This window comes from Nocardia sp. NPDC059229 (genome assembly GCF_042754165.1).
Taxonomy (GTDB): Bacteria; Actinomycetota; Actinomycetes; order Mycobacteriales; family Mycobacteriaceae; genus Nocardia.
Genome location: NZ_JBHZAK010000001.1, coordinates 1,165,454 through 1,191,894, shown reverse-complemented (window position 1 = coordinate 1,191,894; position 26,441 = coordinate 1,165,454). Strand labels below are relative to the sequence as shown.

Here is a 26,441-nt window from a genome sequence, read left to right as displayed (position 1 = left end):
GCCCGCGATTCTAGAGCTTCCGGAGTCGCAGCCGGTTGATGGAGTGGTCGGAGTCCTTGCGCAGCACCAGCGTCGCGCGCGGGCGCGTCGGCAGGATGTTCTCCACCAGATTCGGGCGATTGGTGTTGTGCCAGATTTCCTTGGCCTGGTTGGTGGCTTCCTGGTCGTTGAAGTTCGCGTAGTGGTGGAAGTGCGAATCCGGATCCTGGAAGGCGGTCTTGCGTAGCGACAGGAAGCGCTGCACGTACCAGTTCTCGATGTCCTCGATGCGGGCGTCGACATAGACCGAGAAGTCGAACAGGTCCGACACCATCAGCCGCGGCCCGGTTTGCAGCACGTTCAGCCCCTCGACGATGAGAATGTCGGGCTGGCGCACGCAGTGGTATTCGCCGGGCACGATGTCGTAGGCGATGTGCGAGTAGACGGGCGCGCACACCTCGTGCGCACCGGATTTCACCTCGGTGACGAAGCGCAGCAGCTTGCGGCGGTCGTAGGACTCCGGGAAGCCCTTGCGGTGCATGATGCCGCGCCGAGTGAGTTCGGCTGTCGGGTACAGGAATCCATCGGTGGTGACCAGATCGACCCGCGGATGGTGATCCCAGCGCGCCAGCAGCGCCTGCAGCACACGCGCGGTGGTGGACTTGCCGACGGCCACCGAGCCCGCCACGCCGATGACGAACGGCACCTGACGGTCCGGGTGGGTCTCGCCGAGGAAGGTGGCGGTGGCGGCGAACAGGCGCTGCCGGGCCGCGACCTGGAGGTGGATGAGACGGGCCAGGGGGAGGTAGACCTCGGCCACCTCCTCGAGGTCGATCTGCTCACCCAGACCGCGCAGGCCGATCAGTTCTTCCTCGGTGAGGACCAGGGGAGTCGACTTGCGCAGTGTGCGCCACTGCTTGCGGTCGAATTCCACGTAGGGGCTGGGCTCGCTCATCCGCGCCATTATTCGTGTCCCCGCAGTCGAGACCCGCGTCCCCGCACTCGAGGCTCGTGTCCCCGCATTCGGGCCGGCCGACAACAACAGCTCTCGGGAAGCCGCATCGTCGCCGTGCCCGGCGATCCGGCCAACACTCCACGCATAGCCGAATTGTGCTCGGCTCCAACATCGGGGTGAACACCAGGTGTTGCTACTGACGGGTAACCAGAGTGAGATGGACTACATCTCAGTGGTCGGGCGTGTCCGGTGAGGTTGTGCGACAGCCTGATCCGCCCCGCCCGGAGCGATCGGATCGCATAGGGTCGGACTATGGCAGCGCATCCACTGGTCACCGAATATCTGCGGCTGGGTCTGGCATTCGACCGGCTCGAAGAGGGGTTCGTGGACGCCTATACCGGCGATCCCGGCCTGCGCCGCGAGGTGGAGAACGCGCCCGCGCCGGAGCCGCGTGATATCGCGCACCGGGCAGCCGCACTGCGCAAGGAACTGCCCGAGGCCGGCCTCCCCGCGGAGCGCGTCGAATTCCTGGAGGCGCACCTGCGCGCGATGGAATGCTCGGGCCGCAAATTCGCCGGGGAGGACATCAACTTCGTCGACGAGGTCCGCGCCTACTTCGACGTGGATATCACCCCCGGCGATACCGAGAACTACCGCGAGGCGCACCGGCAGCTGGACGAGGTGCTGCCCGGTGACGGCGAACTGCTCGACCGCATTACCGTGCACCGCCGCCAGGACGAGATTCCGCCCGAACGCCTGAAGGAATGCGTCGCCGCGTTCTCCGGCGCGCTGCGGGAACTCGTCCGCGACCGCTATCCGCTGCCGGACAACGAGCACGTGGAATACGAAGTGGTGGGCGACAAGCCGTGGTCGGGCTTCAACTATTACCTGGGCAACTACCAATCCCGGGTGGCCATCAATTCCGATCTCAAGCAGCACATGTCACAGCTGCCGCACCTGATCGCGCACGAGGCCTACCCGGGTCATCACACCGAGCACTGCCGGAAAGAGGCAGGGCTGGTGGGTGCGGGTCAGGCCGAGCAGACGCTGTTCCTGGTGAACACCCCGCAGTGCCTGATGGCGGAGGGGCTGGCCGATCTGGCCCTGAAGTCGATCGTCGGCCCGGGCTGGGGCCGCTGGGCGCAGGAGATCTACGCGGACCTGGGGCTGCGCTTCGATGGCGAACGCGCCGAAAGGATTTCGAACGCGTCCGCGAATCTGCTGAGCGTGCGCCAGGATGCCGCGCTGCTGCTGCACGATCGCCGGCGGGATGCCGGTGAGGTGTCGGAATTTCTGCAGCGCTGGAGTCTGGTCACTCCGGAGCGGGCCGCACAATCGCTGCGATTCCTGTCATCGCCGCTGTGGCGGGCCTATATCTCCACGTATGTGGAGGGATATCGATTGCTGGGAGGGTGGCTGGACCGGGCAGCCGATCCGGAAGACCGGTCCGAGCGTTTTCGCCGTCTCTTGGACGAACCCCTCACACCCGGCGCGATCCGCCGGCTGTGAGGGGTACTCCCCGATGTCGTGACCGCGGTTTACGCGCCCCAGGAGGCGCAGGAGGCGCCGCCGCTCGACATGGTGCACAGGGTCTTCAGGATGGTGAAGAGGAAGTCGGTGGGGCTGCCGGTCGCGATGTTGAACAGCGTCATGGTGATGAATACCTCGAAATTTGGGATGGGCCAAGGACACTGGCCCAAAGAGGCCAGCGTTGCGTCACCTTACCGAGATTTGTTGCTCCGCCATAGCCTGATTCCGGAGTGATGTCCACCGCTCGCGGCTATTCGGGGTCGTCTCTCCTGCGCCGACGATTCCTCTGCCCCCAATTTCCGGGGCACGATTCGTCCGCGCGTGGCGACCGGCGGATCGTCTCCGCCGGTCGCGGGATACGATGACCGGACCGCGACTGGCGCACTCGAGGTGGAAGCAACCACCGGGAAGCACCGAAGTCCGGCACCGCGCGCCTGGGTGCCTGGCGAACCCCGAACCGTATTCGGGGTACCCGGACAACGGAGGTGCGCGATGAACGAGACAGAGAACCCCCAGATCGGCTCCGTGGCAGCGGCCAATAGACTCGGCGGCGTGACCCAGACGAGCGCCTCTGTCAACAGCCAGTCCCTCGCCGAACTCGATCCCGAGGTCGCGTCCGCGATGGGCGGCGAACTCGCTCGCCAGCGCGACACCCTCGAGATGATCGCCTCGGAGAACTTCGTGCCGCGCGCGGTGCTGCAGGCGCAGGGCAGCGTGCTCACCAACAAGTACGCCGAGGGCTACCCGGGTCGCCGCTACTACGGCGGCTGCGAGAACGTCGACATCGTCGAGGATCTGGCCCGCGCCCGCGTCAAGGAACTGTTCGGCGCGGAATTCGCCAATGTCCAGCCGCATTCGGGCGCGCAGGCCAATGCCGCGGTGCTGATGGCGCTGATGAACCCGGGCGAGAAGCTGCTGGGCCTGGATCTGGCGCACGGCGGTCACCTCACCCACGGCATGCGCCTGAACTTCTCCGGCAAGCTGTACGAGGTGCACGCCTACGGCGTCGCCAAGGAAGACCACCGCGTCGACATGGACGAGGTGCGCAAGATCGCCCGCGACACCCGCCCGAAGGTGATCGTGGCCGGCTGGTCGGCGTACCCCCGGCACCTGGACTTCGCCGCCTTCCGCGAGATCGCGGACGAGGTCGGCGCCTACCTCTGGGTCGACATGGCGCACTTCGCCGGTCTGGTCGCGGCCGGGCTGCACCCGTCGCCGGTGCCGCACGCGGACGTGGTGTCCTCGACCGTGCACAAGACCCTGGGCGGCCCCCGTTCCGGTCTGATCCTGGCCAAGCAGGAGTTCGCCAAGAAGCTGAACTCCGCGGTCTTCCCGGGTCAGCAGGGCGGCCCGCTCATGCACGCCATCGCCGCCAAGGCCGTGGCCTTCAAGATCGCCGGCACCGCGGAGTTCAAGGAGCGCCAGGAGCGCACCATCTCCGGCGCCAAGATCCTCGCCGAGCGCCTGACCGCGCCCGACGCCAAGGCCAAGGGCATCACCGTGCTCACCGGCGGCACCGACGTGCACCTGGTGCTGGTGGACCTGCGCAACTCGCAGCTGGACGGCCAGCAGGGCGAGGATCTGCTGCACGAAATCGGAATCACCGTGAACCGCAACGCCGTTCCGTTCGACCCGCGCCCGCCGATGGTCACCTCCGGCCTGCGCATCGGCACCCCGGCGCTGGCCACCCGCGGCTTCGGCGACGAGCAGTTCACCGAGGTCGCCGACATCATCGCCGCCGCCCTCACCGGCTCCGCCGATCTGGACTCGCTGCGTCAGCGCGTTTCCACGCTGGCGCAGGACTTCCCGCTGTACGAGGGCCTCGAGGACTGGCGCCTGCTGGGCTGACGCCCGCCGAGACGATGAGGGCCCGCCGTGATCCGATGATCGCGGCGGGCTCTCCGCGTCGCGGTGAGACTTGCTGTCATGATGAAATTCGTTGTCCGCCAAGGATTCCCGGCTAGAACGACCAGAACTTGCGCGGTCCGCCCGTGAGGCTCGGAGCATCCGCGGTCACGGTGGCGATCAGCTGCTTGGGATGCGGGTTCACCCAGTTCCGTTCGGAGTCGCCGGCGCGCAGGACGACCGTGGGGACGGTCTCGTTGCCGTCGGCCACCGAGCGGACGAAGGCGGCCGCCTCCGGGTCCTGCCAGATGTCGACCTCGCGGTGGACGATGCCGTGGCGATTGAGCACTCGGCGCATGCGGGAGCAGTAGGGGCAACCCGGGCGGCGGTAGACGACCAGTTCCGGGGTGGCGTCGGTGGTCATGATCGGAGTCTAGGTCCGCGCGGCCGCCGCCACCATGTCGGCGGGGCGAGGGTGACGCCGGGGCCGAAAGTCGGTGCCGCGGAATCGAGAATTGCCAAGCGGCGCAGGTGATTCGGCTTGTAGTCCGCCGTGCGTGCCGTGCCGACGGGATGGCACGGCACGCGCGACGGCTCCTGATTCAGGCGTGCTTGCTCAGGTAGTCCAGGTACATCGGGCGCAGCGCCTCGCCGACCCTGCCCTCGCCGGCGTGGAAGTAGTCGTCGAGCAGGGCGACGGTGTTCCAGATGTCGACCTCGCCCTCGCCCTGATTACCGGCCGCGACCTCGGCGCCGGGAATCGCCTTGAGCAGTTGCCACAGGAACTTGATGTCGCCGCGCCGGGCTGCCAGCTTCACGGCACGGTCGTGCAATTCCTTGGTGGGCAGCGTTGCCAGATCCGCAGTTTCGGCCATGACCTCGACTGTAATGGAGGGCATGGCACAGCAACCCAGGTACCGGGTCAAGCGGGTGTACGACGATCCCGATGCGGCCGACGGCCGCCGGGTGCTGGTGGATCGGCTCTGGCCGCGCGGCATCAGCAAACAGCAAGCGGCCATAGACGAATGGGCCAAGGACGTGACGCCCTCGAACGAGCTGCGGAGGTGGTATCACGCCGCGCCGGAGACACGCCGTGCCGAGTTCGAGCGCAGGTATCGAATCGAGCTCGCGGCGGACGCGGCGCAGGAGGGGCTGGCGCGGCTGCGGTCGGAGGCCGCAACCGCCCCGTTGACGCTGGTCACGGCCACCAAAGAGCCGGAGCGCAGCCATGTTCCCGTGCTGCTGAGTGAATTGGACGAAACACACAGAGCGGACTCGCGTTAACGCGATCTTCACCAATGTGCCCCGCAGTCCGGAAGCCGGATCGCGATTTCGGCGGTAGCGTCGGGAGTGCGAGCCGCGTAGGTGTGGCTCGTACGGGAGGTCCTGATCGTGACTGAGCAACTCAGTGCGAGGGGGCCGGCACCCGGCCCTCGGGTCGTACGACCCCAAGGCTGACCGGCCCAGCGAGAACGCTCGCGCGGTGTCGCGCGAGTGGCAAAGGAGCCCACCGTGACTGATGCACGCTCCGTCAACGCTCCCAGCAGGGACGCCGGCTCTGACCAGAGCCCGCTGACCACGACACGGGGAGTTCGCGCCTCGCAGTCGGCCGATTCCGGACCGGCGAAAACATTCGTAGTCGACACGTCGGTGTTGCTGTCCGACCCCTGGGCACTGACCCGCTTCGGCGAGCACCATGTGGTGCTGCCGCTGGTGGTGATCAGTGAACTCGAGGCCAAACGCCATCACCACGAGCTCGGCTGGTTCGCTCGCGAGGCACTGCGCATGCTGGACGACATGCGTCTGGCACACGGTCGGCTCGATCAGCGGGTGTCGGTCGGCACCCAGGGCGGGACACTCCAGGTGGAGTTGAACCACACCGACCCAACCGTATTGCCCGTCGGATTCCGCACGGACACCAACGATTCCCGCATCCTGGCCTGCGCGCTCAACCTGGCCGCCGAGGGACAGCGAGTCGTGCTGGTGTCCAAGGACATTCCGCTGCGCGTCAAGGCCGGCGCGGTCGGCCTGCGGGCCGACGAGTACCACGCGCAGGACGTCGTCACCTCCGGCTGGACCGGCATGGTGGAACTGGAGGTCGCCACCGGCACCGTCGACAAGCTCTACTCCGACAGCGTCATCGACCTCGACGAGGCTCGGGACATGCCCTGCCACACCGGAATTCGGATGCTCAGCCCGCGCGGCAGCGCGCTGGCGAGGGTGACGCCGGACAAGCGGGTGCAACTGGTGCGGGGTGATCGGGAGGCCTTCGGGCTGCACGGGCGCTCGGCCGAACAGCGCATCGCGCTGGATCTGCTGCTCGACGAGAGCGTCGGCATCGTCTCGCTCGGCGGGCGGGCCGGCACCGGCAAATCCGCGCTGGCGCTGACCGCCGGGCTCGAAGCGGTGCTGGAGCGCCGCTCGCATCGGAAGGTGGTGGTGTTCCGGCCGCTCTACGCGGTGGGTGGACAGGAGCTCGGCTATCTGCCGGGCTCCGAGAGCGAGAAGATGGGGCCGTGGGCGCAGGCCGTCTTCGACACCCTCGACGGGCTGGCCAGCCCGGAGGTGATGGAGGAGGTGCAGGCGCGCGGCATGCTGGAGGTGCTGCCGCTCACCCACATTCGCGGGCGCTCGCTGCACGACTCCTTCGTGATCGTGGACGAGGCGCAGTCGCTGGAACGCAATGTGCTGCTCACGGTGCTGAGCCGGTTGGGCAGCGGGTCGCGGGTGGTGCTCACCCACGACGTCGCACAGCGCGACAATCTGCGCGTGGGCCGGCACGACGGCGTGGCCGCCGTGATCGAAAAGCTCAAGGGGCACCCGTTGTTCGCGCACGTCACCCTGACCCGTAGTGAGCGGTCGCCGATCGCGGCGCTGGTCACCGAGATGCTGGAGGAGTTCGGGCCCAATTCCTGACGCCCGGTAGTTAGGACCTGCCCGGTCGGAGCGCGACGCGCCTCCGGCCGGGCAATTCTTTGGCAAGTGGTTGAACTCACATGTGGTGAGGTACGTTTCGCTGTAATTCCAGCTCGGATACCCCTTCGGTGATTGCTGTCCGATTCGCCGGATCGTAACCGGGTTGTCGGCCAGGATTCGCGGGAGGATGGAAAGTGCACCACTTCGCACGACGTACGGCTGGCATCATCGCGGCGCTTGCGGTTGTCACCGCATTCGGCGCGGGCTGCAGCAAGGACGACAAGAACTCCGCGTCGTCCACGACCTCGACCACCACCGCGGCCGCGCCGGCCCGCGATGACACCCACGCCGCCGAAACCAAGATCGCCACCCGCGACGGCGCCGAGGTCGCCGTCGCCGGCGGCATTCTCGATAAGTACAACCACATGGGCGGCGCCACCGGAACTCTCGGCATGCCCACCGGCCCCGCCACGGACGCGCCCGACGGCGGCATGGTGCAGGAATTCGACGGCGGCGCAATCTACTTCAGCCCGGCCGACGGCACCCACGTGGTGTGGGGCGAGATCCGCAAGGCGTGGGACGAGCAGGGCGGCGCGAGCGGCAAGCTCGGCTACCCGGCCAGCGACGAATACGACATCACCGGCGGCAAGCAGAGCGATTTCAGTGGCGGCTCCATCACCTGGGTGGACAACGAGACCACGGTCACCGAGAAGTAGCCCGGCCGGTCCGGGCCGCCCGGTGACGGCATCCCGGGCCTGGCTGCGGCCATAGCGGATTCGAATACCGCGCGAAGGCCCCCATGTTTGCCCCGATGCCGCTAGGTTGTTCGCGTGCAGAACGTTTTGTCCGATCGGGAACTGCTGGAATCACTCGCGGCGGAGGTGGAGACCAACCTCGAGCGGCACATCGCCGCCGCCCCCGAGTGGCAGCCCCACGACTACGTGCCGTGGGACGACGGCCGCAATTTCCAGTTCCTCGGCGGAACCGATTGGGAACCGGCGCAATCCGACCTCAGCGAGGTCGCCAAGACCGCGCTCACGGTGAGCGTGCTGATCGCCGACAACCTGCCCGCCTACCACCGCGAGGTCGGCAAGTACCTGCGTAGCGGACCGTGGTGGCGCTGGGTCGGCCGCTGGACCGCGGAGGAGAACCGGCACGAGATCCTCATCCGCAACTACCTGATGGTCACCCGCGCCGTCGACCCGGTCGCGCTGGAGCGGATGCGCATGGCGCATATGACCACCGGCTTCCGCCGGCCCGCCATGCACCTGCCCGACGTGCTCGCCGCCTGGGCACTGGAAGAGACCGCGGCCGCCGTCCGGCACCGCACCACCGCGCGCCTGGCCGACAATGTCATGGTCGCGACCATCGCCGACCGGCTGGCCGCCGACGACGAACTGCAAGCCGTCTTCTTCGCCAACCTGGTCGGCGCGGCCCTCGACCTGGCCCCCGACCAGACCGTGCGCGCCATCGCCGACCGCATCGCCGACTTCCACGCCCCGGTGGTGCAGCTCGCCGACGGCCGCACCAGCGACGAGGTCCTCGCGGAGGCCGGCATCTACGACCGTGCGAACGAAGCCGAACTGGTCTTCGCGCCCCTGCTCGAGCAGTGGAAGATCTTCAGCCGCACCGACTTCGGTGAGGAAGGCGAGAAGGCGCGCGCCGAACTGGCCCACCTGCGCCCCTGAGCGTGCCCCTGCCCCGCAGAACCTGATCCCGTGCCCTGTGCGCGGTTCGATGCCGACGCCCGCCGCGAAAACGTGGCGGGCGTCGTGCTTTCCGCCGGGAGAGCCGGCTCAGCGGGGAAGGAGTGCGCGCACGACGCCGGTGACCGTGCCGCGCAGGAAGTTCTCCCAGCTGAAGTGGTCGTGCCACAGCGTGATGCGGCCGTCACGGAGCTCGAAGGTGCCGCAGACCCAGAACGAGATCTCGACCGGGCCCATGCGCAGATAGTCGGTGCGTTCGGTGAGCACCGTGCCGTCCTCGGTGGCGGCGATGTGATGCATATCGGCGCGGAAGCCGTAGCGGGGACTGTTGAGCAGATTCAATACCCAGCGCACGCGGTCCACGCCGCGGATGTCGGGGAGCGAGGTGTTCTTCCAGACGATGCCGGGATCGACCAGCTCCAGGGCTTCGCCGACGATCTTCATTTCCATTGCCGCGAAGAACTCGCGCACCGTGGTGACCGGATCCTGCTTCAGCTCGGGTAGCTCTGACATGAGCCGAGCGTAGGCCGAAACCGGACAGTGGCACAGATATCCGCGGCAACTACCGCTGTGTCCGTTCGTGGCGGCTACGCCGGGTCTCGATGAGCACGGCCAAGCCGTCCAGGATGCGGTCGATGCCGAAGACGAGGGCATTGTCGCGGCCGGTCTCGGCGGCGGTTCCGGACATGGTCTCGGCGAAGGCGGCTGCGGCGTGCGGAAAGCGCTCTGCCTGCGCCGACAGCACCTCGCCGAGCTCCCGGGCCAGTCCGCCCTCCAGATCCTCACCCGCCGTCGCGGTCTGCTGGGCGATGCCGCGGGCGTGACCCAGCAGCAGCACGACGGTGTCGAAACACTCGGCCGCGGTCAGACCGGTGCCGTTCAGCGCGCCGACGGCCGAATCGAGCCAGGCCAGCTCATTCGGGCCCATCGGGCGGATGCCGGTGGACGCTTCGTTCGCCCAGGGGTGTGCGACGGCGCGGGTGAAGAAGGTCTCGGTCCACGGGCGTAGGTAGGTGCGCCAGGGTTCCGGATCGGAATCCGAAGGGGCGGTGGTGTTTTCCGGTGGCACGCCGAGGACGGTGTCCACCATGACCGCGATGAGCTCGGTCTTGCCGGGGAGGTAGCGGTACAGCGCCATCTTGGCGCAGCCGAGGCGTTCGGCCAGCCGCGCCATGGACAGGTTGTCCAGTCCTTCGGCGTCGGCGAGGTCGATGGCCTCGGCGACGATGCGCTCCAGCGTGAGGGAAGGCTTGGGCCCGCGCCGAGGGCGGTCGGGGGAGCCCCAGAGCAGTTCGAGGGTGGTCGGTGCCGGCATGGTCGCCATCCTTCCGGATTCCGGGCTTGACGTGAAACTGCGTCCATCGTACGCTATCGCCATCAACAGCGTCCGAGGGACGCAGTTATCGAAGGAGTCACCGCCATGCGCAACACCACCGTCCTCATCTCCGGAGCCAGCGTCGCCGGTCCCGCCCTCGCCTACTGGCTGCACCGCTACGGCTTCCAGGTGACCGTGGTAGAGAAGGCGCCCGCGCTGCGCGCCGGCGGCCAGGCCATCGACTTCACCGGCGAGACCCACATGACCGTGCTCGAGCGCATGGGCGTGCTCGGCGACATCGAGCGGCGGCAGACCGGCAAGACCGACTGGGTGCTGGTCGACGAGAGCGGCGTCGAGCAGGCCGTGATGGCCGGGGAGTTCCTCGGCGGCGATATCGAGATCCTGCGCGGCGACCTCGCCCGGATCCTCTACAGCCGGACCGCCGGCGAGTGCGAATACCTCTTCGGCGACACCGTCACCGCGCTGCGGGAGACCGGCGACGGGGTATACGTCGAATTCGAGAACGCGCCCGCGCGAGTCTTCGATCTGGTCTTCGGGTGCGACGGCATCCATTCACGGGTGCGGAAGCTGGCCTTCGGCCCGGAGGCGGACTTCGTCACGCACGACGGCTACTACTACGCCATCGCGGGAGCCTCGGTCTGGGAGGACATGCCGGAAGGGAATCGGCCCCGCGCCAGGTCTCTCGGCTGCAATACCCCCGGCCGGCTCGCCATGACAGGCGGTAACAAGGCCGCGCAGATGTACCTGTTCGCCTCGCCCGAAATCGATTACTCGCGTGACGATTTCGACCAGCAGCGCCGCATCGTCGCCGAGCGTTTCGCCGGAATGGGCTGGGAGGTGCCGCGCATGCTGGCCGAACTCCCGCACCTGGACGGTTTCTACCTGGACGCCATCGCCAAGGTGTCGATGAAGCACTTCACGTCGGGGCGGGTGGCGCTGGTCGGCGATTCCGCGCACGGCCACACGCTGAACGGATTCGGCACCGGTTCGGCGATTGTCGGGGCCTATGTGCTGGCCGGTGAACTGGCCGCGGCCGACGGCGATCACACCGTGGCATTCGCTCGCTACGAGGAAATCATGAAGCGTCTGCTGCGCAAGACCGACGATGCCAGCCCGGGCCGATTCCTGGCGCCCCGGACCGCACGCGGTCTGCGCCTTCGTAATTGGTTCGTGCGTTCGCGCGGCTTCAAGATGATGGCGAAGTACGCCGAGAACGCCAAGAACGACATCGATTTGAAGAACTACCCGGACATGGTCGGCGCCGCTTGAACCCCCTGGCGCGGGTGTGGCAGCCACCGCCGCCACACCCGCCGAGCCGGATGCCGAATGTGACGCCCTATTCGTTCTTTCCATCCACCTGTGCCATGGAGAGCACATCCAGCCGGCGGTCCAGTTCTTCGACCGAGAGCTTGTCGCCGATCAGACCGCGATCGATCACCGTTTGCCGGATCGTCTTGTGCTCCTTCAACGCCTGCTTGGCGACCGCCGCCGCCTCCTCGTAGCCGATGGCGGAATTCAACGGGGTCACGATCGACGGCGAGGATTCCGCCAGCCGCCGCAGCCGGTCCACATCGGCGACCAGGCCGCGGACGCACTTGTCGGCGAACAGGCGGGAGACATTGGCCAGCAGGCGAATCGACTCCAGCACATTGCGGGCCATCATCGGAATGTAGACGTTCAATTCGAACGCGCCGTTGCCGCCGCCCCAGGCGATCGCGGCATCATTGCCGATGACCTGCGCGGCCACCTGCGTAACCGCCTCCGGCAGTACCGGATTCACCTTGCCCGGCATGATCGAGGAACCCGGCTGCAGGTCCGGCAGCTGCAGCTCGGCCAGACCGGTGAGCGGGCCCGAACCCATCCAGCGAATATCGTTGGCGATCTTGGTCAGGCTGATCGCGACCGTGCGCAGCGCACCGGACAACTCCACCAGGCCGTCGCGGGCGGCCTGCGCCTCGAAGTGATCGCGGGCCTCCGACAGGTGATCCAGATCGGTCACCCGGGCCAGCTCCGCAACGACTTTCGCGCCGAAACCGGCCGGCGCGTTCAATCCTGTGCCGACCGCGGTGCCGCCGATGGCCAGCTCGCCCACCCGGGGCAGGGTGGCCAGCAGGCGCTCGATGCCCGCGCTCACCTGCCGGGTGTAGCCGCCGAACTCCTGGCCCAGGGTGACCGGAACCGCGTCCATCAGATGGGTGCGGCCGGACTTGACCACGTACTTCCACTCCTGGGACTTGTCCAGCAGCGCCAGCCGCAGATGATCCAGGGCCGGGACCAGATCCTTGACCACCGCCTCGGTGGCCGCGAGATGCGTTGCGGTGGGGAAGGTGTCATTGGACGACTGCGACATGTTCACGTCGTCGTTGGGGTGCACGGTGACGCCGTCACGGGCGGCGATGCTCGCGATCACCTCGTTGGCGTTCATGTTCGAGCTGGTGCCCGATCCGGTCTGGAAGACATCGATCGGGAACTGGTCGTCGTGGCGGCCGTCGGCGACTTCCTCCGCAGCCGCGATGATGGCGTCGGCCTTGGCCTTGTCCAGCAGGCCCAGATCGCGATTCACGGCCGCGCAGGCCGCCTTCAACAGGCCGAGTGCGCGAATCTGCGCGCGCTCCAGGCCGCGTCCGCTGATCGGGAAGTTCTCCACCGCCCGCTGGGTCTGCGCCCGCCACAGCGCGTCGACGGGAACGCGGACCTCGCCCATGGTGTCGTGTTCGATGCGGTACTGCGTCTCCTCGCTCATGGACCGACCCTATGCCCGCAGCGCACCCCGTGGGGGTGCCACGCCTGAGGGAATCCGCACAGCGCCTGCGGGAATAGGACATCGCCGGCCCCGGAGACGGCGCCGCCCCGGTGGACGGATCCACCGGGGCGGCAAGCTGTTTCGCTCGGATCAGGGGAGCGGCGGGGTGGCGTGCTCGTCGCCGACGAAGTCCACCGACGCGTACTCGCGCAGCTTGGTCAGCCGGTGGTAGGCGTCGACCATGCGGATGGTGCCGGACTTGGCGCGCATGACGATGGACTGGGTGTACGCGCCGCCGCCGTAGTAGCGGACGCCCTTGAGCAGGTCGCCGTCGGTGACGCCGGTGGCGCTGAAGAAGACGTCCTCACCGGAGACCAGATCCGTGGTGTTCAGGATGCGGTCCAGATCGTGACCGGCGTCGATGGCCTTCTGCCGCTCGGCGTCGTCCTTGGGGGCCAGCTTGCCCTGCAGCGCGCCGCCCAGGCAGCGCATGGCGGCCGCGGCGATGATGCCCTCGGGGGTGCCGCCGATGCCGATCAGCATGTCGACGCCGGACTCCGGGCGGGCACAGGCGATGGCGCCGGCCACGTCACCGTCGGAGATGAGGCGGATGCGGGCGCCCGCGTCGCGCACGGCCTTCATGTGCTCGGCGTGGCGGGGGCGGTCCAGGATGCACACGGTCAGGTCGGAGACCGAGGAGTTCTTGGCCTTGGCGACCCGGCGTAGGTTCTCCGCGATCGGGGCCGATAGGTCGATCACATCGGCGGCGTCGGGGCCGACGGCGATCTTCTCCATGTAGAACACGGCCGAGGGATCGAACATGGCGCCGCGCTCGGCGACCGCCAGCACGGAGATCGCGCCCGGGGAACCCTTCGACATCAGGGTGGTGCCGTCGATCGGGTCGACCGCGAAATCCAGTTCCGCGCCGGTGCCGTCGCCGACCAGCTCGCCGTTGTACAGCATGGGCGCTTCGTCCTTCTCGCCCTCACCGATCACGACGATGCCGCGCATGGAAACCGTCGCCACCAGCTGCCGCATGGCGTCCACGGCCGCGCCGTCGCCGCCCTCCTTGTCACCACGGCCGACCCAGCGGCCCGCGGCCATGGCGCCGGCCTCGGTGACCCGGACCAACTCGAGCGCTAGGTTGCGGTCCGGTGCCTCGCGGCGGCTGGATGCGGTCATGACGAGAGCCTCCTTGGTTGTCTAAAGCTGCGTAAATTGTCGCATTGCGGTTTGCGGCCCTCGGCACGTACTTACGTTTCCCGAGACCGTGAGCTCGGTCGCACCCGGGCCCCGTGGATACTGAGTGCGTGTCGTACCAAAAGCCGCGCACCCAGCACGACTACAAGGACCTGGCCTGGTCCCTGCTCCCGCTGGTGCTGATCTGCCTGGTCATCGCGGGCATCGCCAGCCAGTGCTCGTTCTCCGCGAAAGGTCCGACGCAGGGGCAGATTCCCCACTTCGACGTGAAGGCCGCGCTCACCGACGACGCCAGGCTCATGTCGTTCCCCATTCGCCTGCCCGCCCTCCCGGACTCCGGGCCGGACAAGTGGACCCCGAACTCCGGCAGCCACGACGTCCTCACCGGTTCCGGCGGCGGCGACGCCAGCACTGTTGGCTTCATCACGCCGCAGGGCACCTACATGCAGCTGACCCAGTCCAACGCGAGCGTGGACGCCCTGGCCAAGAAGTACGCGGCCAACCTCACCGCGACCGGCACCGAGCAGCGCGGCAACCAGAAGTGGAGCGTCTTCACCGAATCCGGCTCCGAACCGGCCTGGATCGCCGACTTCGGCGACGCCCGGGTCCTGATCAAGGGCGCGGGCAACGGCCCCGCCTTCAACACCCTCGCCACCGCGATCGCCCAGGCCCAGCCGCTGCCGCACAGCTGATCGGATAAATCGTCGCCTTGCGGCGGTCAGCCCTCCGAGGTGCGGTGGGCGAGGGCGTCCTCGACGCGCTTGCGGGCGCCGGCGAGGTGCTGTTCGCAGCGGGTGGCGAGGGCTTCGCCGCGTTCCCACAGGGCCAGCGAGTCGTCGAGATCCATGCCGCCCTGCTCGAGCATCTTGACGACATTGACCAGTTCGTCGCGGGCGCGCTCGTAGCCGAAGGTGGCGATTTCGGCGCGTTCGTCATCGGTCATCAGGAGTCCTTCCGGGTCGGGCGGGGAGCCAGGGATTGGGCGCCGAGGGCGGCGGCGGAGATCGCGCCGTCGGCCACCCGGATGCGGAGCTGCGTGCCGGGCGGGGAGTCCTCGATGGCGCGGACCACCTCGCGGTCCTTGCCGTTCACCCGCTGTACCACGGCGTAACCGCGGGCCAGGGTGGCGGCCGGGCCCACCGCGGAGAGTTTTTCGCGCAGGTGCCGGGTGGTGGTGGACTCACCGTTCAGCAGGTGGTCCACGGCCCGCTGGGCGCCGGCGCGCAGCCGCTCCACCTCGTCGTGGCGCTGATCGAGCAGGCGCAGCGGGTCGGCCAGCACCGGGCGGGAACGCAATTGGGTCAGGGCGCGGGCCTCGCGGTCCACCCAGCCGCGCAGGGCCGCGTTCGCGCGGGACCGAAGTTCCTGCAGCAGCGCGGTTTCGGCGGCGGCGTCGGGCACGATGCGCTTGGCGGCGTCGGTGGGGGTGGCGGCCCGCAGGTCGGCGACATAGTCCGCGATCGGATTGTCCGGCTCGTGGCCGATGGCGCTCACGATCGGAGTGGTGGCGGAAACGATGGCGCGGCACAGGGTTTCATCGGAGAACGGCAGCAGATCCTCGACACTGCCGCCGCCGCGCGCCAGCACGATCACATCCACCTCGGGATTCGCGTCGAGCGCGGCGATGGCCTCCAGGATCTGCGGCACCGCGGTCGGGCCCTGCACGGCGGTATTGCGAATCTCGAAACGCACCGCCGGCCAGCGCTGCGTGGCCACCGTCACCACATCGTGCTCGGCGGCGCTGGCGCGGCCGGTGATCAGGCCGATCCGATTGGGCAGGAACGGGATCGGGCGCTTGAGCCGCGGATCGAACAGGCCCTCCGCCGACAGCAGCGCCTTCAAGCGTTCGATGCGGGCCAGCAGCTCGCCGATGCCCACCGGCCGAATCTCGGTGACCCGCAACGACACCGTGCCCCGCCCGGTGAAGAACGACAGCTTGCCGTGCACGACGACCCGGCTGCCCTCCTGCAGCGGCACCGCCGAATTACGCAGCAGCTCCGGATCACAGGTCACCGACAGCGACATGTCCGCCGCCGTATCCCGCAGCACCAGGAAGGCCGTCCGCGTCCCCGGCCGCACATTCATCTGGGTGATCTGCCCCTCCACCCAGACCGCCCCCAGCCGGTCGATCCACTGCGCCACCTTCACCGCGACGGTCCGCACCGGCATCGGGTTCTCGGCGGACGAGCTCGGCGGCCGCGGCGTCGTATCGGTGCTCACCGCACGATTCTGTCAGTGCCCACCGACGCCCGGCGCACACCGCCCGCCGACACGGGATTCGCGCGCTGTCCGACCCCGCGGATCCCGGTGAATACGAACACCGGCCGCCCGGGTGGTGGCCCGAGCGGCCGGCGCTGGTCGAGGACCGCCGATGTGACGGTGTCGGAGTTCCGGGGCCGGGCCCCGAACGTTGTATCGGGTCCGGGCGGTGCCCGCAGTCTCGAGTTGTTTCGGGGTCCGGGGCGGAGCCCCGCAGTCTCGCGGGGTTTCAGGGGTGAAACCCCTGAGAGCTCCCGAGAGTTGGGTTCACTTCGCCTGAACGGTCGCGATGCGGTTGGTCAGCATGGTGACGAACGGGGCGCGATCGAGGGTCTCCTGCTCGTAGGCGAGGAGAGCCGAGAGGTCGTCGACGGTCAGCTGGCGCAGGCGGGCGCGCAGCTGGGCGATGGTCATGGCGGAGTAGTCGAAGCGGGCCGCCACTTCGGGCTCGGCGACGGCGCTGCTGTGGTGGCCGTTGGTGGCCGCCTTGGACGCCGTTGCGGGCGCGGCGGTCTCGGCGTCCTCCGGATCGGCTGCCTCCTGCGCGGCCGATTCGGCGGGCACCGGCTCGGTCTCGACCGCGACCGGTTCGGTCTCGACCGCGACCGGCTCGGTCTCGACCGCGACCGGTTCAGGGGCCGCGACCGGCTCCACCACGGCCGGAGCGGGCTCGGCGACGGCCGGTTCCGGCTCGGTGAAGAGGTCGAAACGGCTCTGCCGTACCGATTCGGCGGCGAAGCTCGGAGTTTGCTCGTCTTCCTCATCCTCATCGAAGGTGGCCCAGGCGGGCTGTTCTTCGGGCTGGTTGAGCAAACGGTCGAAAACGGCGTCGCCCTTGAGGGCGAGGCTGGTCACGAACTGCTGGAGGTGCATGGTGGTCTGCAGCACCTGGCTGATCGCGGTGATCGGGAAATTGATCGCGGTCGTCGGTAGCCGACGAGTTTCCTCGAGAGCATAGACGGCGGCCCCGGCGGCGACCCGGGCCAGGAACGGAGGTCGGAACATGCCCCTAGCCTGCCCGAAACGCCGTGTGATGCAAAGGCGAAAAGCCGCGAAAAGTGATTGTGACCCTGACCTCCGCGCGAATGCGCGCCGGAGCGCACACGTATTCTGTGGGGCATGTCCTCGGCTATCCCTTTGAACGTCGGAATCGTCGGGTCCGCGGCGGGTGATGCCGACACGCCACGGGGCCCACAAGAGAAGCGAGTACTGCTCGCCGAACCGCGCGGCTACTGCGCCGGTGTGGACCGAGCGGTCGAAACGGTGGAGAAGGCGCTCGAAAAGCACGGCGCGCCCATCTATGTCCGCAAGGAAATCGTGCACAACCGGCACGTGGTGGAAACGCTGCGCGAGCGCGGTGTGATCTTCGTCGACCAGACCGAGGAGGTGCCGGAGGGCGCGCTCGTGGTGTTCTCCGCGCACGGCGTCTCCCCGGCCGTTCACGAGTCCGCCGCCCGCCGCAACCTGCACACCATCGACGCCACCTGCCCGCTGGTCACCAAGGTGCACCAGGAGGCCAAGCGCTTCGCCCGCGACGACTTCGACATCCTGCTCATCGGCCACGAGGGCCACGAGGAGGTCGAGGGCACCGCCGGTGAGGCGCCCGACCACGTACAGCTGGTGGACGGCCCCGACGCCGTCGACTCGGTCACCGTGCGCGACGAGAACAAGGTGATCTGGCTCTCCCAGACCACGCTGTCGGTGGACGAGACCATGGAGACGGTCAACCGCCTGCGCCAGAAGTTCCCCAAGCTGCAGGACCCGCCGAGCGACGACATCTGCTACGCCACCTCCAACCGCCAGACCGCGGTGAAGGCCATGGCGCCCGAATGCGATCTGGTGATCGTGGTCGGCTCCCGGAACTCGTCCAACTCGGTCCGGCTGGTGGAGGTCGCGCTGAGTGCCGGCGCCCGCGCCGCGCAGCTGGTGGACTATGCCCGCGAGGTGGATCCCGCCTGGCTGGAGGGCATTCGCACGGTCGGCGTCACCTCCGGCGCCTCGGTTCCGGAGATTCTCGTGGAGGGCGTGCTGGAATTGCTGGCCGAGCACGGTTTCGGTGCGGTGGTTCCGGTCACGACCGCCAATGAGACGCTGGTCTTCTCGCTGCCGCGCGAACTTCGCACCGCGCGCTCGTAACTCGTTCCGAAACGCATTCGCGCCCTCCACATTCGTTGTGGAGGGCGCGAATTTGCTGTCCGGATGATCTTATTTCGTGCCCGATTTCCTGATTGCCGGAAATATACGGTGCGAGTCGCTCGAATGTCGCCGAGGATTCAGCGTTCGATGCGACCCGAATCACGTTCGCGGTAGCGCACATTCGGACGCGGATGCGGCGGCAGTTCACCCGGCTGCGCGCGACGACGGCGGCCACCCTCGGCGGCGGGGGCCGGATTGCGCTCGGGGGCGGCGTGGCGTTCGGAGCCGCGACCCGCGGCCTGCTCGGGGCTCTGCGCGCGGCGGCGGCCCTCGCCCTGGGCGGCATCCGGCGTCGGCGGGGTGGCGCGGCGCTCACCGTTGCGGGGGCGATCGGCCGGGGCGGCGCGGCGCTCTCCGTTGCGGGGCTGGTCGCGAGGGGCCGCGCGGCGCTCGCCGGCGCGGGACGGCTGCTCGGCGTACTGGGCCCGGCGGCGGCCCTCGGCGGTAGCGGCGCCGGACTGGTTCGTGCCCGCGGCGCGGCGGCGGCTCTCGGTGGCGGCCGGAGTGCGTTCGGCGGCGGCCTGATCCGGATCCTGGGCGCGACGGCGGCGGCCCTCGCCGGCGGGTCGTCCGGTGTTGCTTACCCGCGGCGGCCCGGCCGCGACCCGGGCGCCCGCGTGGCGGGACGAGCGAGCGGTCTCGGTGTCGGGGGCGTCGCCTTCCTCAGCGGTGTCCGCGCCGGTCCGTACGCGGCGTCTGGCGGGTTCCTTGGTGGAGCGGGTGCGCTGGGCGCGGGCGCTGCCGGGGCGGGTGGCACGGGCCCGGGTCCTGCGCGGTTCGCCGGTCGCGCCGGCCTTGGTCTCGCGGTGGTGCAGCACGATGCGGACCGCGCCGACGATCAGCACGATCACGGTGGCCAGCGCCATGGTGGGGAACCGATTCACCAGCGGGATGGCCAGATTCAGCAGGATGTCCTTCAGCTTGAGACTGCCGGAGGACCCGAATAGGAACTGGTAGGCCAGCGGCACCGCGATGAACAGCAGCAGCGGCGGCAGCACGAGCGTCGTGAACAGTCCCCGGTAGCGGACCGCGAGCACGGCCACCACACAGCCGGCGATGTACAGCAAGGCGAAGGAACCGGTGAGTTCGTCGCCCTGTGGTCGGCTACCCGCGCTCTGAGCGTCGATCAGAAGACCGATGAACGTGCACGTCACAGCGATCAGCACCGCGGCTCCGGCCGGGACGCCGGGAACCGACGGCAGGATCGAACGGTGCGACGGGGGCACCTCGGTTCGCTCGCGTTGGGTAACTGCCACGTCAAGCACACTAAGGCATATCGGTGTTTCGCGAGGCAGGCGACATCACGCGGGTATGCGGAATCGCATGAACCTGGTGATAGCTATTCGGCCCCGGCGCGTAGACCAAGCGGTTGCTCAGGCATCACCCCCGCTGTTCGATCTCATCGGCGAACCCCACCGCGTACTCGTCCGCGAAGCCCACGGCCCGCGGCCAGCTCTCCACCCGCCGGACCTCCGGGACCGGCGCGTCGGCGATCTCCAGATCGTGCAGCTTCCGGGCGGTCACCATGACCCGCGACTCCACCGACGCCACGGTGTGGTTGTAGGCGTCGACCGCCTTGCCCAGCTGCGTGCCCAGCCGATCCAGGTGGCGGCCGGTGGTACCGAGCCGCGTGTAGAGCTCACGGCCCAGCTGCTGGATCACCGCCATGTCCGCCGACAGCGCCTCCTGGCGCCAGCCCAGCGCGACCGTGCGCAGCAGGGCCATGAGTGTGGTGGGCGTCGCCAGGACCACATTGCGACCGAAGGCGTACTCGAGCAACCCGGAGTCGGTGGTGAGGGCCGCGTCCAGGAACGGATCGCCGGGCACGAACAGGACCACGAACTCGGGGGAGGGATCGAAGGCCGCCCAGTACTCCTTGGCCGCCAGCTGATCCACATGGTTGCGCAGATGCCGGGCGTGGCGGGCCAGGTGGCCCTCGCGCTCGCGCGGGTCCTCGGTACCGGCGGCGTCCAGGAAGGCGGTGCACGGCACCTTGGCGTCCACCACGATCTGGCGGCCGCCGGACAGCCGCACCACCAGATCCGGGCGCACCACGGTGTCGCCGCGACGGGTGACCTGGGTGTCGAAATCACAGTGCCGGGCCATGCCGGCCAGCTCGACCACACGCTCGAGCTGGATCTCGCCCCAGCGGCCGCGCACCTGGGGCGCGCGCAGCGCGGCCACCAATTGACCGGTTTGCGTGGACAACTGATGTGACATCCGCTGCATGCCCGCGACCTGTTCGCGCAGGCCGGAGTACGCGTTGATGCGGTTGTGCTCGACCTCGCGAATGTGGCGGTCGAGGCTGCCGACCGCCTCCCGCAGCGGATCGACCAGCGCGCCGATGGCGTGGGACTGCCGCCGGGCCGCGTCCTCGCTGGCCGCGCCGAGTGATTGCCGCAACAGCTGCTCGTTGTCCCGCATGGCCGCCAGCCGCGCCTCCGCCACCGCGGCCCGCTGCCCCGCGCGCGCGGCATGCCCGAGCCAGCCCAGGGCCAGCCCCGATACGAACACCAGCAGCAGCGCGAACAGCATCGGTGCGGTCATGGCCAGAGATAGTGCCGGAGACCACCGACAATTCCGCCTCTCCGGGACTTCAGCGGCGCGTCAGGTGCCGTCGCCAGTCTCGTATCCGTGCCGGCGGTAGGGTGCCGAACCGATTCCGGTCGTACCCGGTGAGTTACCCCGACCTTTGCGAAATCAGTTGTCGCCCTGGCATACGCGCGGCGTGTTCGACGCGACTCGCGAGGGTGTCGCGCGGGTTGTCGGGGGGATCTAATAGCGTCTTGCGGCATGCGGATCCTGCACACCTCCGACTGGCATATCGGGCGCACCTTTCATGGCGTCGATCTGCTGGCCGATCAGGAGTGCTCGCTGCGGGCCGTCGCGGAATTGGTGGCGGCCGAGGGGGTGGACGTGGTCGTGCTGCCGGGGGATGTGTACGACCGTTCCATTCCCAGTGCGGATGCGATTGCGGTGTGCAATCGGGGATTCGAGGCAATTCGGGCGGCGGGGGCGACCATTGTCGCCACCTCGGGTAATCACGACTCGCCGACTCGGCTCGGTGCGCTCGGCAGTTTCGCGGCGGCGGGCGGATTGCATTTGCGCTGCCGGATCGCGGATGTGGCGCGGCCGATCGTGTTGTCCGATGAATTCGGCGACATTGCCTTCTACGGCATTCCCTATCTGGAACCGGAGATCACCCGGGTGGAATTGGGCGTGCCGCAGGCGCGTTCGCACGCCGAGATCCTGGATGCGGCCATGAGCCTGGTGCGCGCCGATCTCGCCGGGCGGGCGGGGGCGCGGTCGGTGGTGCTGGCGCATGCCTTCGTGGTGGGCGGCGAGGCCACCGGGTCGGAGCGGTCCATTTCGGTCGGGGGCGTGGAGACCGTGCCGCTGTCGGCCTTCACCGGGATCGACTATGTGGCGCTCGGCCACCTGCACTCGCCGCAGACGCTGTCGGAGTCCGTCCGCTATTCGGGTTCGCCGCTGCCGTATTCGTTCGGCGAGCGCTCGCACCGCAAAGCGGTCTGGATCGTGGACATCGACGCCGCGGGCCTGTCCGCCGTCCAGCGCCACGAGCTCCCGGTGGTGCGCGGCCTCTCGCAACTCACCGGGCCTCTGGAATCCCTCCTGGAAGCGCCGGAGCACGCCGAAGCCGAATCGCACTATGTCTCGGCCACCCTCACCGACGAGGCGCGCCCCGTGGACGCGCTGCGCCGCCTCCGCGAGCGTTTCCCGCACGCCGTCCACGTGGAATGGCAACGCCCCGAAGGCAACCCGGAACTCCGCTACCGCGAACGCGTGCACGGCCGCCGTGACACCGAGATAGCCCAGAGCTTCCTCGCCGACGTCCGCGGCACCCCCACCCCCGGCGAAATGACCTGGCTCGAACGCGCCCTCGCCGCCGCCACCCGCGAATCCGACGCCGCACTACGCCTTCCCGCCCCGGCCGAAACCGCCGCACCCGTTTCTCCGGCCGCTGTCGCCGCCGAGGTTGTCGTGCCTGTCGGTGCTGCGTTGGGCGATCCGGCCGCCGTATCTGTCGAAGGGGCTGCGTCCGCCGCGGTTGCCGTCGCTGTCGAGGCTGCCGGTATTACCGAAGGCGGCGCACTGACAGCCGCTGTGCCGGCGGAGGCTGTCGTGGCCGTGGAGGGCGCGTTGTTCGCCGTGCCCGATGATGCCGATGCGTCGGGTGCAGACGCCGGACATGGATCGGTGGGTGCCGATTCGAGCGGAGGCGGCGGGGCCGAGGTTGCGGCGCGGGTGGTGAGTGCGGCCGGGTTCGATGGGTCAGTGCGTGGGGTGGATGCGGCGGAGGCCGATGCGGCGCTCGGGCTGTTCGATCTGGGTGACTTCGGGTTGGAGCCGGGCGAATCGGGCGATGTGGCCGGCGGGATGACCGCATGAGCGTTGGGGCGCTGAGTGTTTCGGCGTGTCCCGCGGTGGGCGGTGGGTGCCGGGTAGTTGGATGGGGAGTGTCGTTGAGGGAAGGGGGCGCTGCGTGCGGCTGCATCGGTTGGAGCTGACGGCGTTCGGGCCGTTCGCCGAGACTGCCGTGGTCGACTTCGACGAGCTCGGTGCGGACGGGTTGTTCCTGCTGCACGGGCAGACCGGGGCGGGGAAGACCACTGTGCTGGACGCCATCGCGTTCGCGCTGTACGGGAGCGTGCCGGGGGCGCGGGGCGATATCAAGCGGCTGCATTCGGACCACGCCGACGAGCAGACGCCGCCCCGGGTGCTGCTGGAGGCCACGGTCGGTGGCCGGCGGCTGCGCCTGAACCGGTCGGCGGAATTCCAGCGGCCGAGTAAACGCGCCAAGTCGGGCTGGGTGAAGGAGAACGCGGCCGCCACGCTGGAGTGGCTGGACGGGCGGGGCCAGAACCTGTCCCGCATTCCCGATATCGGCGACGAGGTGCTGCGCCTGCTGGGCATGAGCGCGGATCAGTTCTTCCAGGTCGTGTTGCTGCCGCAGGGTGATTTCGCGCGATTCCTGCGTGCCGACAACGAGGATCGCGAGAAGCTGCTCGAAAGGCTCTTCGACACCGAGCGTTTCGGCACCGCCGAACAGTGGCTGGTCGACAAGCGCCGTGCGAGCTCCGCCGATCTGGATGCCCGCAAGCACAGCATCGACCGTCTCATCGCCCAGGTCGGTACGGCCGCGGGCCTGCCCGCCACCGAGACGACCGGGCTCCTCGACTCGGTCGGCTGGTCGCAGTCCCTGCTGACGGCCGCCCGCACCCTGGTGACCGAGACGGCCGCCGATCTGCGGCAGCGCCGGCAGGATTCGGCCGGTGTCCGCGCCACAGCCGAGGCGGAGCGCCGCCGCCATGAGCTCTTCCGCCGCGGCACCGCGGCTCGCACCCAGCTGGCCGACTTCGCCGCCACCGCCGGCCACCGCGCCGCGCGTCAGTCCGAACTCGACCGGGCCCGCCGCGCCGAACCCGTCGCCACCGCCCTGGCCGAGGCCCGCGCCGCCGCCGTCACCCTGCGCCGCCGCACCGACGACGCCACCCGCGCCGCCGAGCGACTCGCCGACCGCCTTCTCGAACCGGCCAGCGCCGAAATCCCCGGAACCACCTGGGCCGCAGCCGATCTCGCCGCAGCGGAACTCACCGGCACCGACCTCGCCGCCGACCTCGGCGACATCGACGCCTGCGCAGGTCACGCTGGAGATCTCACCGCCCCCAACCCGTTCGACGCCGTCGACTCCGACGCTGGTGACCGGACGCACGACGGCAACGGTGCCGAGGATGCTGGACCGGTGATGCTCGAGGGCCGCGCTTGGGGGCTCGAGGCGGCTGTGCAGCGGTGGAGCGCACAGGTGGGCGCGCTCGATGAGGTTCGGGCGGATGCGGATTCGGCGACCCGGCTGACGCGGGAGCTGGCCGGGTTGCGGACCGAGCAGGCCGATCTGGAGGCCCGGTCCGGCAAGCTGGCCCAGCGGCTGCGGGAGCTGCCGGAAGCCGTTGCGGCGGTGGAGGTCCAGTTGCGGGACGCCGCGGATGCGGCGGCAGCATTGCCCGGACTGGAGGCCGAGTGCCAGCGGTTGCGCACCTCGGCCGCGGCCGCGGTGGAGTTGGAGCGGCGGCGCGGTGAACTGGCCGGGGCGGGAACCGCTTTCGAGCGGGCGCGGACCGGGCACGCCGAGGCGTGGCAGCGTACGCAGGCACTGCGGGAGCAGCGCATGGCCGGGATGGCGGCGGAGCTGGCAGAGGGCCTGGCCGCGGGCGAGCCGTGCGCGGTGTGCGGGTCCCTCGCGCATCCGGATCCGGCGCGGCCGGCCGAGCATGCGGTGTCCAAGGCCGACGAGGACGCGGCGCTGGCCGCGGAGCGGAAGGCCGAGGCCGAGCGGGAGCGGGCCGGGCAACTGGTCGCCGAGCTGGAGCGGGCGGTCGAGGTGCTGGTCGAGCGGGGCGGTGATGTGGACAAGGCGGAACTGGCCGCCGCACTGGACGATTCGACCCGGCGGTACACCGCGGCCAAGGGCATCGCGGGTCTCGTGGACGGGCTGACCGCCGAACTCGGCACGCTGCGCGCGGATCAGACCCGGCTGCAGGACGAGGCGCGGGAATGTGAAAGCCGGTCCAGCGCAACGACGGAGCGCATCGTCGCCACGGATCGGCGGCTGGCCGAACTCACCGAGCGGCTACGCGCGGCCGCCGGCGCCGACGGCACCGTCGACCGCCGCCGGGCCCGCCTGGCGGCACTGGTCGAGGAGGCCACCGCGGTGCGGTCCGCACGTGTCGAGGCGGCCACCGCCCGCGAGCAGGTCGCGGTGGCCGCCGTCCGGGTCGAAAGGCTTTCCTGCGAAGCGGGTCTGGTGGATTCGGCACCGCCGGTGATGGGGGAGTCGGGGCCGGACTACGGCGTGCTGGGCGAGTACGCCCGCGCGGTCGACGCCGCCTCCCGCACCGCCGCGCAGCAGACGGCCATCGAGGACGAACTGGTGGCCGCCGACCGGGCTCGCGCGCACGCCGAGGCCGTGCTCGCCGAACCTGAGATCCAGTCGGCCGGGGAGGACGAACCCGGCGATCCGCGCGAGCTGGAAACCGCGGTGGCGCAGGCGGAATCGGAGCTGAACCGGGCCGTCGCCGCGAATGCCGAGGCGGACCGGCGGCTGGCGCAGCTGGAGGGCCTGTGCGCACAGCTGTCGGCGGCCGTCGATCGCATCGCCCCGCTCCAGCGCTCCCACGACGAGCTGGCCCGCCTGGCCGAGGTGGTGTCCGGCCGTGGCGAGAACAACCGCCGCATGTCCCTGCGCTCGTACGTGCTGGCCGCCCGCCTGGAGGAGGTGGCGCTGGCCGGTTCGGTGCGGCTGCGCCGGATGTCCGGCGGCCGTTACGAATTCGTCCACACCGATGCCGCGGGCCCGCGCGGCCGCCGCGGCGGCCTGGGCCTCGATATCCGCGACGACTACACCGGCGCGATCCGTCCGGCCAAAACCCTCTCCGGCGGCGAGACCTTCATGGCCTCGCTGGCCCTGGCTCTCGGCCTGGCCGACGTCGTGTCGGCCGAATCCGGCGGCCTGGTCATGGACACCCTCTTCATCGACGAGGGCTTCGGCAGCCTCGACGCCGACACCCTCGACGCCGTGATGGGCGTCCTGGACGAGCTCCGTTCCGGGGGCCGGGTGGTCGGCGTGGTGAGCCATGTGGACGAAATGCGCCAGCGCATCCCCAGCCGCCTGCACGTCATTCGCGGCCGCACCGGCTCCCGCCTCGAAACCTCGGTCGGCGCATAGGCTTTCGACAGGGCGAAAGCCCGCACGGCAAC

22 protein-coding genes and 1 pseudogene are annotated in these 26,441 nt (G+C 69.4%); 11 read left to right on the top strand and 12 right to left on the bottom strand.

From position 1 onward, the window contains the following. Positions 1 to 10 precede the first annotated feature (10 nt). Entirely contained in the window at positions 11 to 943 is a 933-nt protein-coding gene (coaA, locus tag ACFXHE_RS05550; RefSeq protein ID WP_379380045.1) for a type I pantothenate kinase, read from the bottom strand. 303 nt (positions 944 to 1,246) lie between these two features. Here coaA and ACFXHE_RS05545 point away from each other — a divergent pair, with 303 nt between their 5' ends. Both ACFXHE_RS05545 and glyA read left to right on the top strand, forming a co-directional pair. Continuing rightward, the gene (locus ACFXHE_RS05545; protein WP_379380043.1) at positions 1,247 to 2,443 is read left to right on the top strand and encodes a DUF885 domain-containing protein; all 1,197 of its coding nucleotides are present in this window, start codon (positions 1,247 to 1,249) and stop codon (positions 2,441 to 2,443) included. A 573-nt stretch (positions 2,444 to 3,016) separates the two neighbouring features. Continuing rightward, positions 3,017 to 4,312, top strand: a complete 1,296-nt coding sequence (gene glyA, locus ACFXHE_RS05540; protein ID WP_379380431.1) for a serine hydroxymethyltransferase — start codon at positions 3,017 to 3,019, stop codon at positions 4,310 to 4,312. 112 nt (positions 4,313 to 4,424) lie between these two features. Here the strand turns inward: glyA and ACFXHE_RS05535 are convergent, their stop codons facing one another. Then, the gene (locus ACFXHE_RS05535) at positions 4,425 to 4,733 is read right to left on the bottom strand and encodes a glutaredoxin domain-containing protein (RefSeq protein WP_379380041.1); all 309 of its coding nucleotides are present in this window, start codon (positions 4,731 to 4,733) and stop codon (positions 4,425 to 4,427) included. A gap of 178 nt (positions 4,734 to 4,911) precedes the next feature. Beyond that, positions 4,912 to 5,184: a hypothetical protein gene (locus ACFXHE_RS05530; RefSeq protein ID WP_354833438.1), complete on the bottom strand. Its 273-nt coding sequence runs from the start codon at positions 5,182 to 5,184 to the stop codon at positions 4,912 to 4,914. A gap of 22 nt (positions 5,185 to 5,206) precedes the next feature. Between ACFXHE_RS05530 and ACFXHE_RS05525 the strand changes: the two genes are divergently transcribed. From ACFXHE_RS05525 to ACFXHE_RS05510, 4 genes are all read left to right on the top strand, one after another. Further along, positions 5,207 to 5,593, top strand: a complete 387-nt coding sequence (locus ACFXHE_RS05525; RefSeq protein WP_379380429.1) for a DUF488 domain-containing protein — start codon at positions 5,207 to 5,209, stop codon at positions 5,591 to 5,593. 288 nt (positions 5,594 to 5,881) lie between these two features. After that, positions 5,882 to 7,225 (top strand): PhoH family protein, encoded by a 1,344-nt coding sequence (locus ACFXHE_RS05520; RefSeq protein WP_354834070.1) that lies wholly within the window; start codon positions 5,882 to 5,884, stop codon positions 7,223 to 7,225. A gap of 194 nt (positions 7,226 to 7,419) precedes the next feature. Continuing rightward, a complete protein-coding gene (locus ACFXHE_RS05515) occupies positions 7,420 to 7,941 on the top strand; it encodes an LGFP repeat-containing protein (RefSeq protein WP_379380039.1) in 522 nt (173 codons plus the stop codon). A gap of 114 nt (positions 7,942 to 8,055) precedes the next feature. Then, complete coding sequence (locus tag ACFXHE_RS05510) at positions 8,056 to 8,913, top strand: acyl-ACP desaturase (protein WP_379380037.1); 858 nt, start codon at positions 8,056 to 8,058, stop codon at positions 8,911 to 8,913. Positions 8,914 to 9,021: 108 nt separating this feature from the next. On the opposite strand, the gene ACFXHE_RS05505 is transcribed toward ACFXHE_RS05510, so the two are convergent. Together ACFXHE_RS05505 and ACFXHE_RS05500 are read right to left on the bottom strand one after the other, a co-directional pair. Further along, positions 9,022 to 9,444, bottom strand: a complete 423-nt coding sequence (locus tag ACFXHE_RS05505; RefSeq protein WP_379380035.1) for a limonene-1,2-epoxide hydrolase family protein — start codon at positions 9,442 to 9,444, stop codon at positions 9,022 to 9,024. A 49-nt stretch (positions 9,445 to 9,493) separates the two neighbouring features. Further along, complete coding sequence (locus tag ACFXHE_RS05500; RefSeq protein ID WP_379380033.1) at positions 9,494 to 10,246, bottom strand: TetR/AcrR family transcriptional regulator; 753 nt, start codon at positions 10,244 to 10,246, stop codon at positions 9,494 to 9,496. Positions 10,247 to 10,351: 105 nt separating this feature from the next. On the opposite strand from ACFXHE_RS05500, the gene ACFXHE_RS05495 reads away from it, so the two are divergent. Then, positions 10,352 to 11,536, top strand: a complete 1,185-nt coding sequence (locus ACFXHE_RS05495) for an FAD-dependent monooxygenase (RefSeq protein ID WP_379380031.1) — start codon at positions 10,352 to 10,354, stop codon at positions 11,534 to 11,536. 67 nt (positions 11,537 to 11,603) lie between these two features. On the opposite strand, the gene ACFXHE_RS05490 is transcribed toward ACFXHE_RS05495, so the two are convergent. Together ACFXHE_RS05490 and glpX are read right to left on the bottom strand one after the other, a co-directional pair. After that, entirely contained in the window at positions 11,604 to 13,010 is a 1,407-nt protein-coding gene (locus ACFXHE_RS05490) for a class II fumarate hydratase (protein WP_379380029.1), read from the bottom strand. A 150-nt stretch (positions 13,011 to 13,160) separates the two neighbouring features. Next, entirely contained in the window at positions 13,161 to 14,192 is a 1,032-nt protein-coding gene (glpX, locus tag ACFXHE_RS05485) for a class II fructose-bisphosphatase (RefSeq protein ID WP_356995734.1), read from the bottom strand. A gap of 128 nt (positions 14,193 to 14,320) precedes the next feature. Between glpX and ACFXHE_RS05480 the strand changes: the two genes are divergently transcribed. Next, positions 14,321 to 14,902: a DUF4245 domain-containing protein gene (locus ACFXHE_RS05480; protein ID WP_379380027.1), complete on the top strand. Its 582-nt coding sequence runs from the start codon at positions 14,321 to 14,323 to the stop codon at positions 14,900 to 14,902. 26 nt (positions 14,903 to 14,928) lie between these two features. On the opposite strand, the gene ACFXHE_RS05475 is transcribed toward ACFXHE_RS05480, so the two are convergent. The 3 genes from ACFXHE_RS05475 to ACFXHE_RS05465 form a co-directional block, all read right to left on the bottom strand. Beyond that, positions 14,929 to 15,153, bottom strand: a complete 225-nt coding sequence (locus ACFXHE_RS05475; RefSeq protein ID WP_379380025.1) for an exodeoxyribonuclease VII small subunit — start codon at positions 15,151 to 15,153, stop codon at positions 14,929 to 14,931. Continuing rightward, a complete protein-coding gene (xseA, locus tag ACFXHE_RS05470) occupies positions 15,153 to 16,379 on the bottom strand; it encodes an exodeoxyribonuclease VII large subunit (protein ID WP_379380427.1) in 1,227 nt (408 codons plus the stop codon). The genes ACFXHE_RS05475 and xseA overlap by 1 nt, the downstream gene beginning before the upstream one ends. 357 nt (positions 16,380 to 16,736) lie before the next feature. Next, on the bottom strand, positions 16,737 to 17,474 hold the full coding sequence (locus ACFXHE_RS05465) for a lipid droplet-associated protein (RefSeq protein WP_379380023.1): 738 nt from the start codon (positions 17,472 to 17,474) through the stop codon (positions 16,737 to 16,739). A gap of 114 nt (positions 17,475 to 17,588) precedes the next feature. On the opposite strand from ACFXHE_RS05465, the gene ACFXHE_RS05460 reads away from it, so the two are divergent. Continuing rightward, a complete protein-coding gene (locus tag ACFXHE_RS05460; protein ID WP_379380022.1) occupies positions 17,589 to 18,605 on the top strand; it encodes a 4-hydroxy-3-methylbut-2-enyl diphosphate reductase in 1,017 nt (338 codons plus the stop codon). Between the two features lie 137 nt (positions 18,606 to 18,742). Here ACFXHE_RS05460 and ACFXHE_RS05455 read toward each other — a convergent pair whose 3' ends face one another. Further along, entirely contained in the window at positions 18,743 to 19,921 is a 1,179-nt protein-coding gene (locus tag ACFXHE_RS05455) for a DUF6542 domain-containing protein (RefSeq protein ID WP_379380020.1), read from the bottom strand. A gap of 124 nt (positions 19,922 to 20,045) precedes the next feature. Further along, positions 20,046 to 21,212, bottom strand: coding sequence for a DNA recombination protein RmuC (locus ACFXHE_RS05450; RefSeq protein WP_379380018.1), 1,167 nt, complete (start codon positions 21,210 to 21,212; stop codon positions 20,046 to 20,048). A 246-nt stretch (positions 21,213 to 21,458) separates the two neighbouring features. Here ACFXHE_RS05450 and ACFXHE_RS05445 point away from each other — a divergent pair. Next, positions 21,459 to 22,598, top strand: a pseudogene (locus ACFXHE_RS05445) (exonuclease SbcCD subunit D); the annotation flags it as partial. A 571-nt stretch (positions 22,599 to 23,169) separates the two neighbouring features. After that, positions 23,170 to 26,409 carry an AAA family ATPase gene (locus ACFXHE_RS05440; protein ID WP_379380016.1) on the top strand — a complete coding sequence of 1,080 codons (3,240 nt, stop codon included), beginning with the start codon at positions 23,170 to 23,172 and terminating at the stop codon, positions 26,407 to 26,409. Positions 26,410 to 26,441 lie beyond the last annotated feature (32 nt).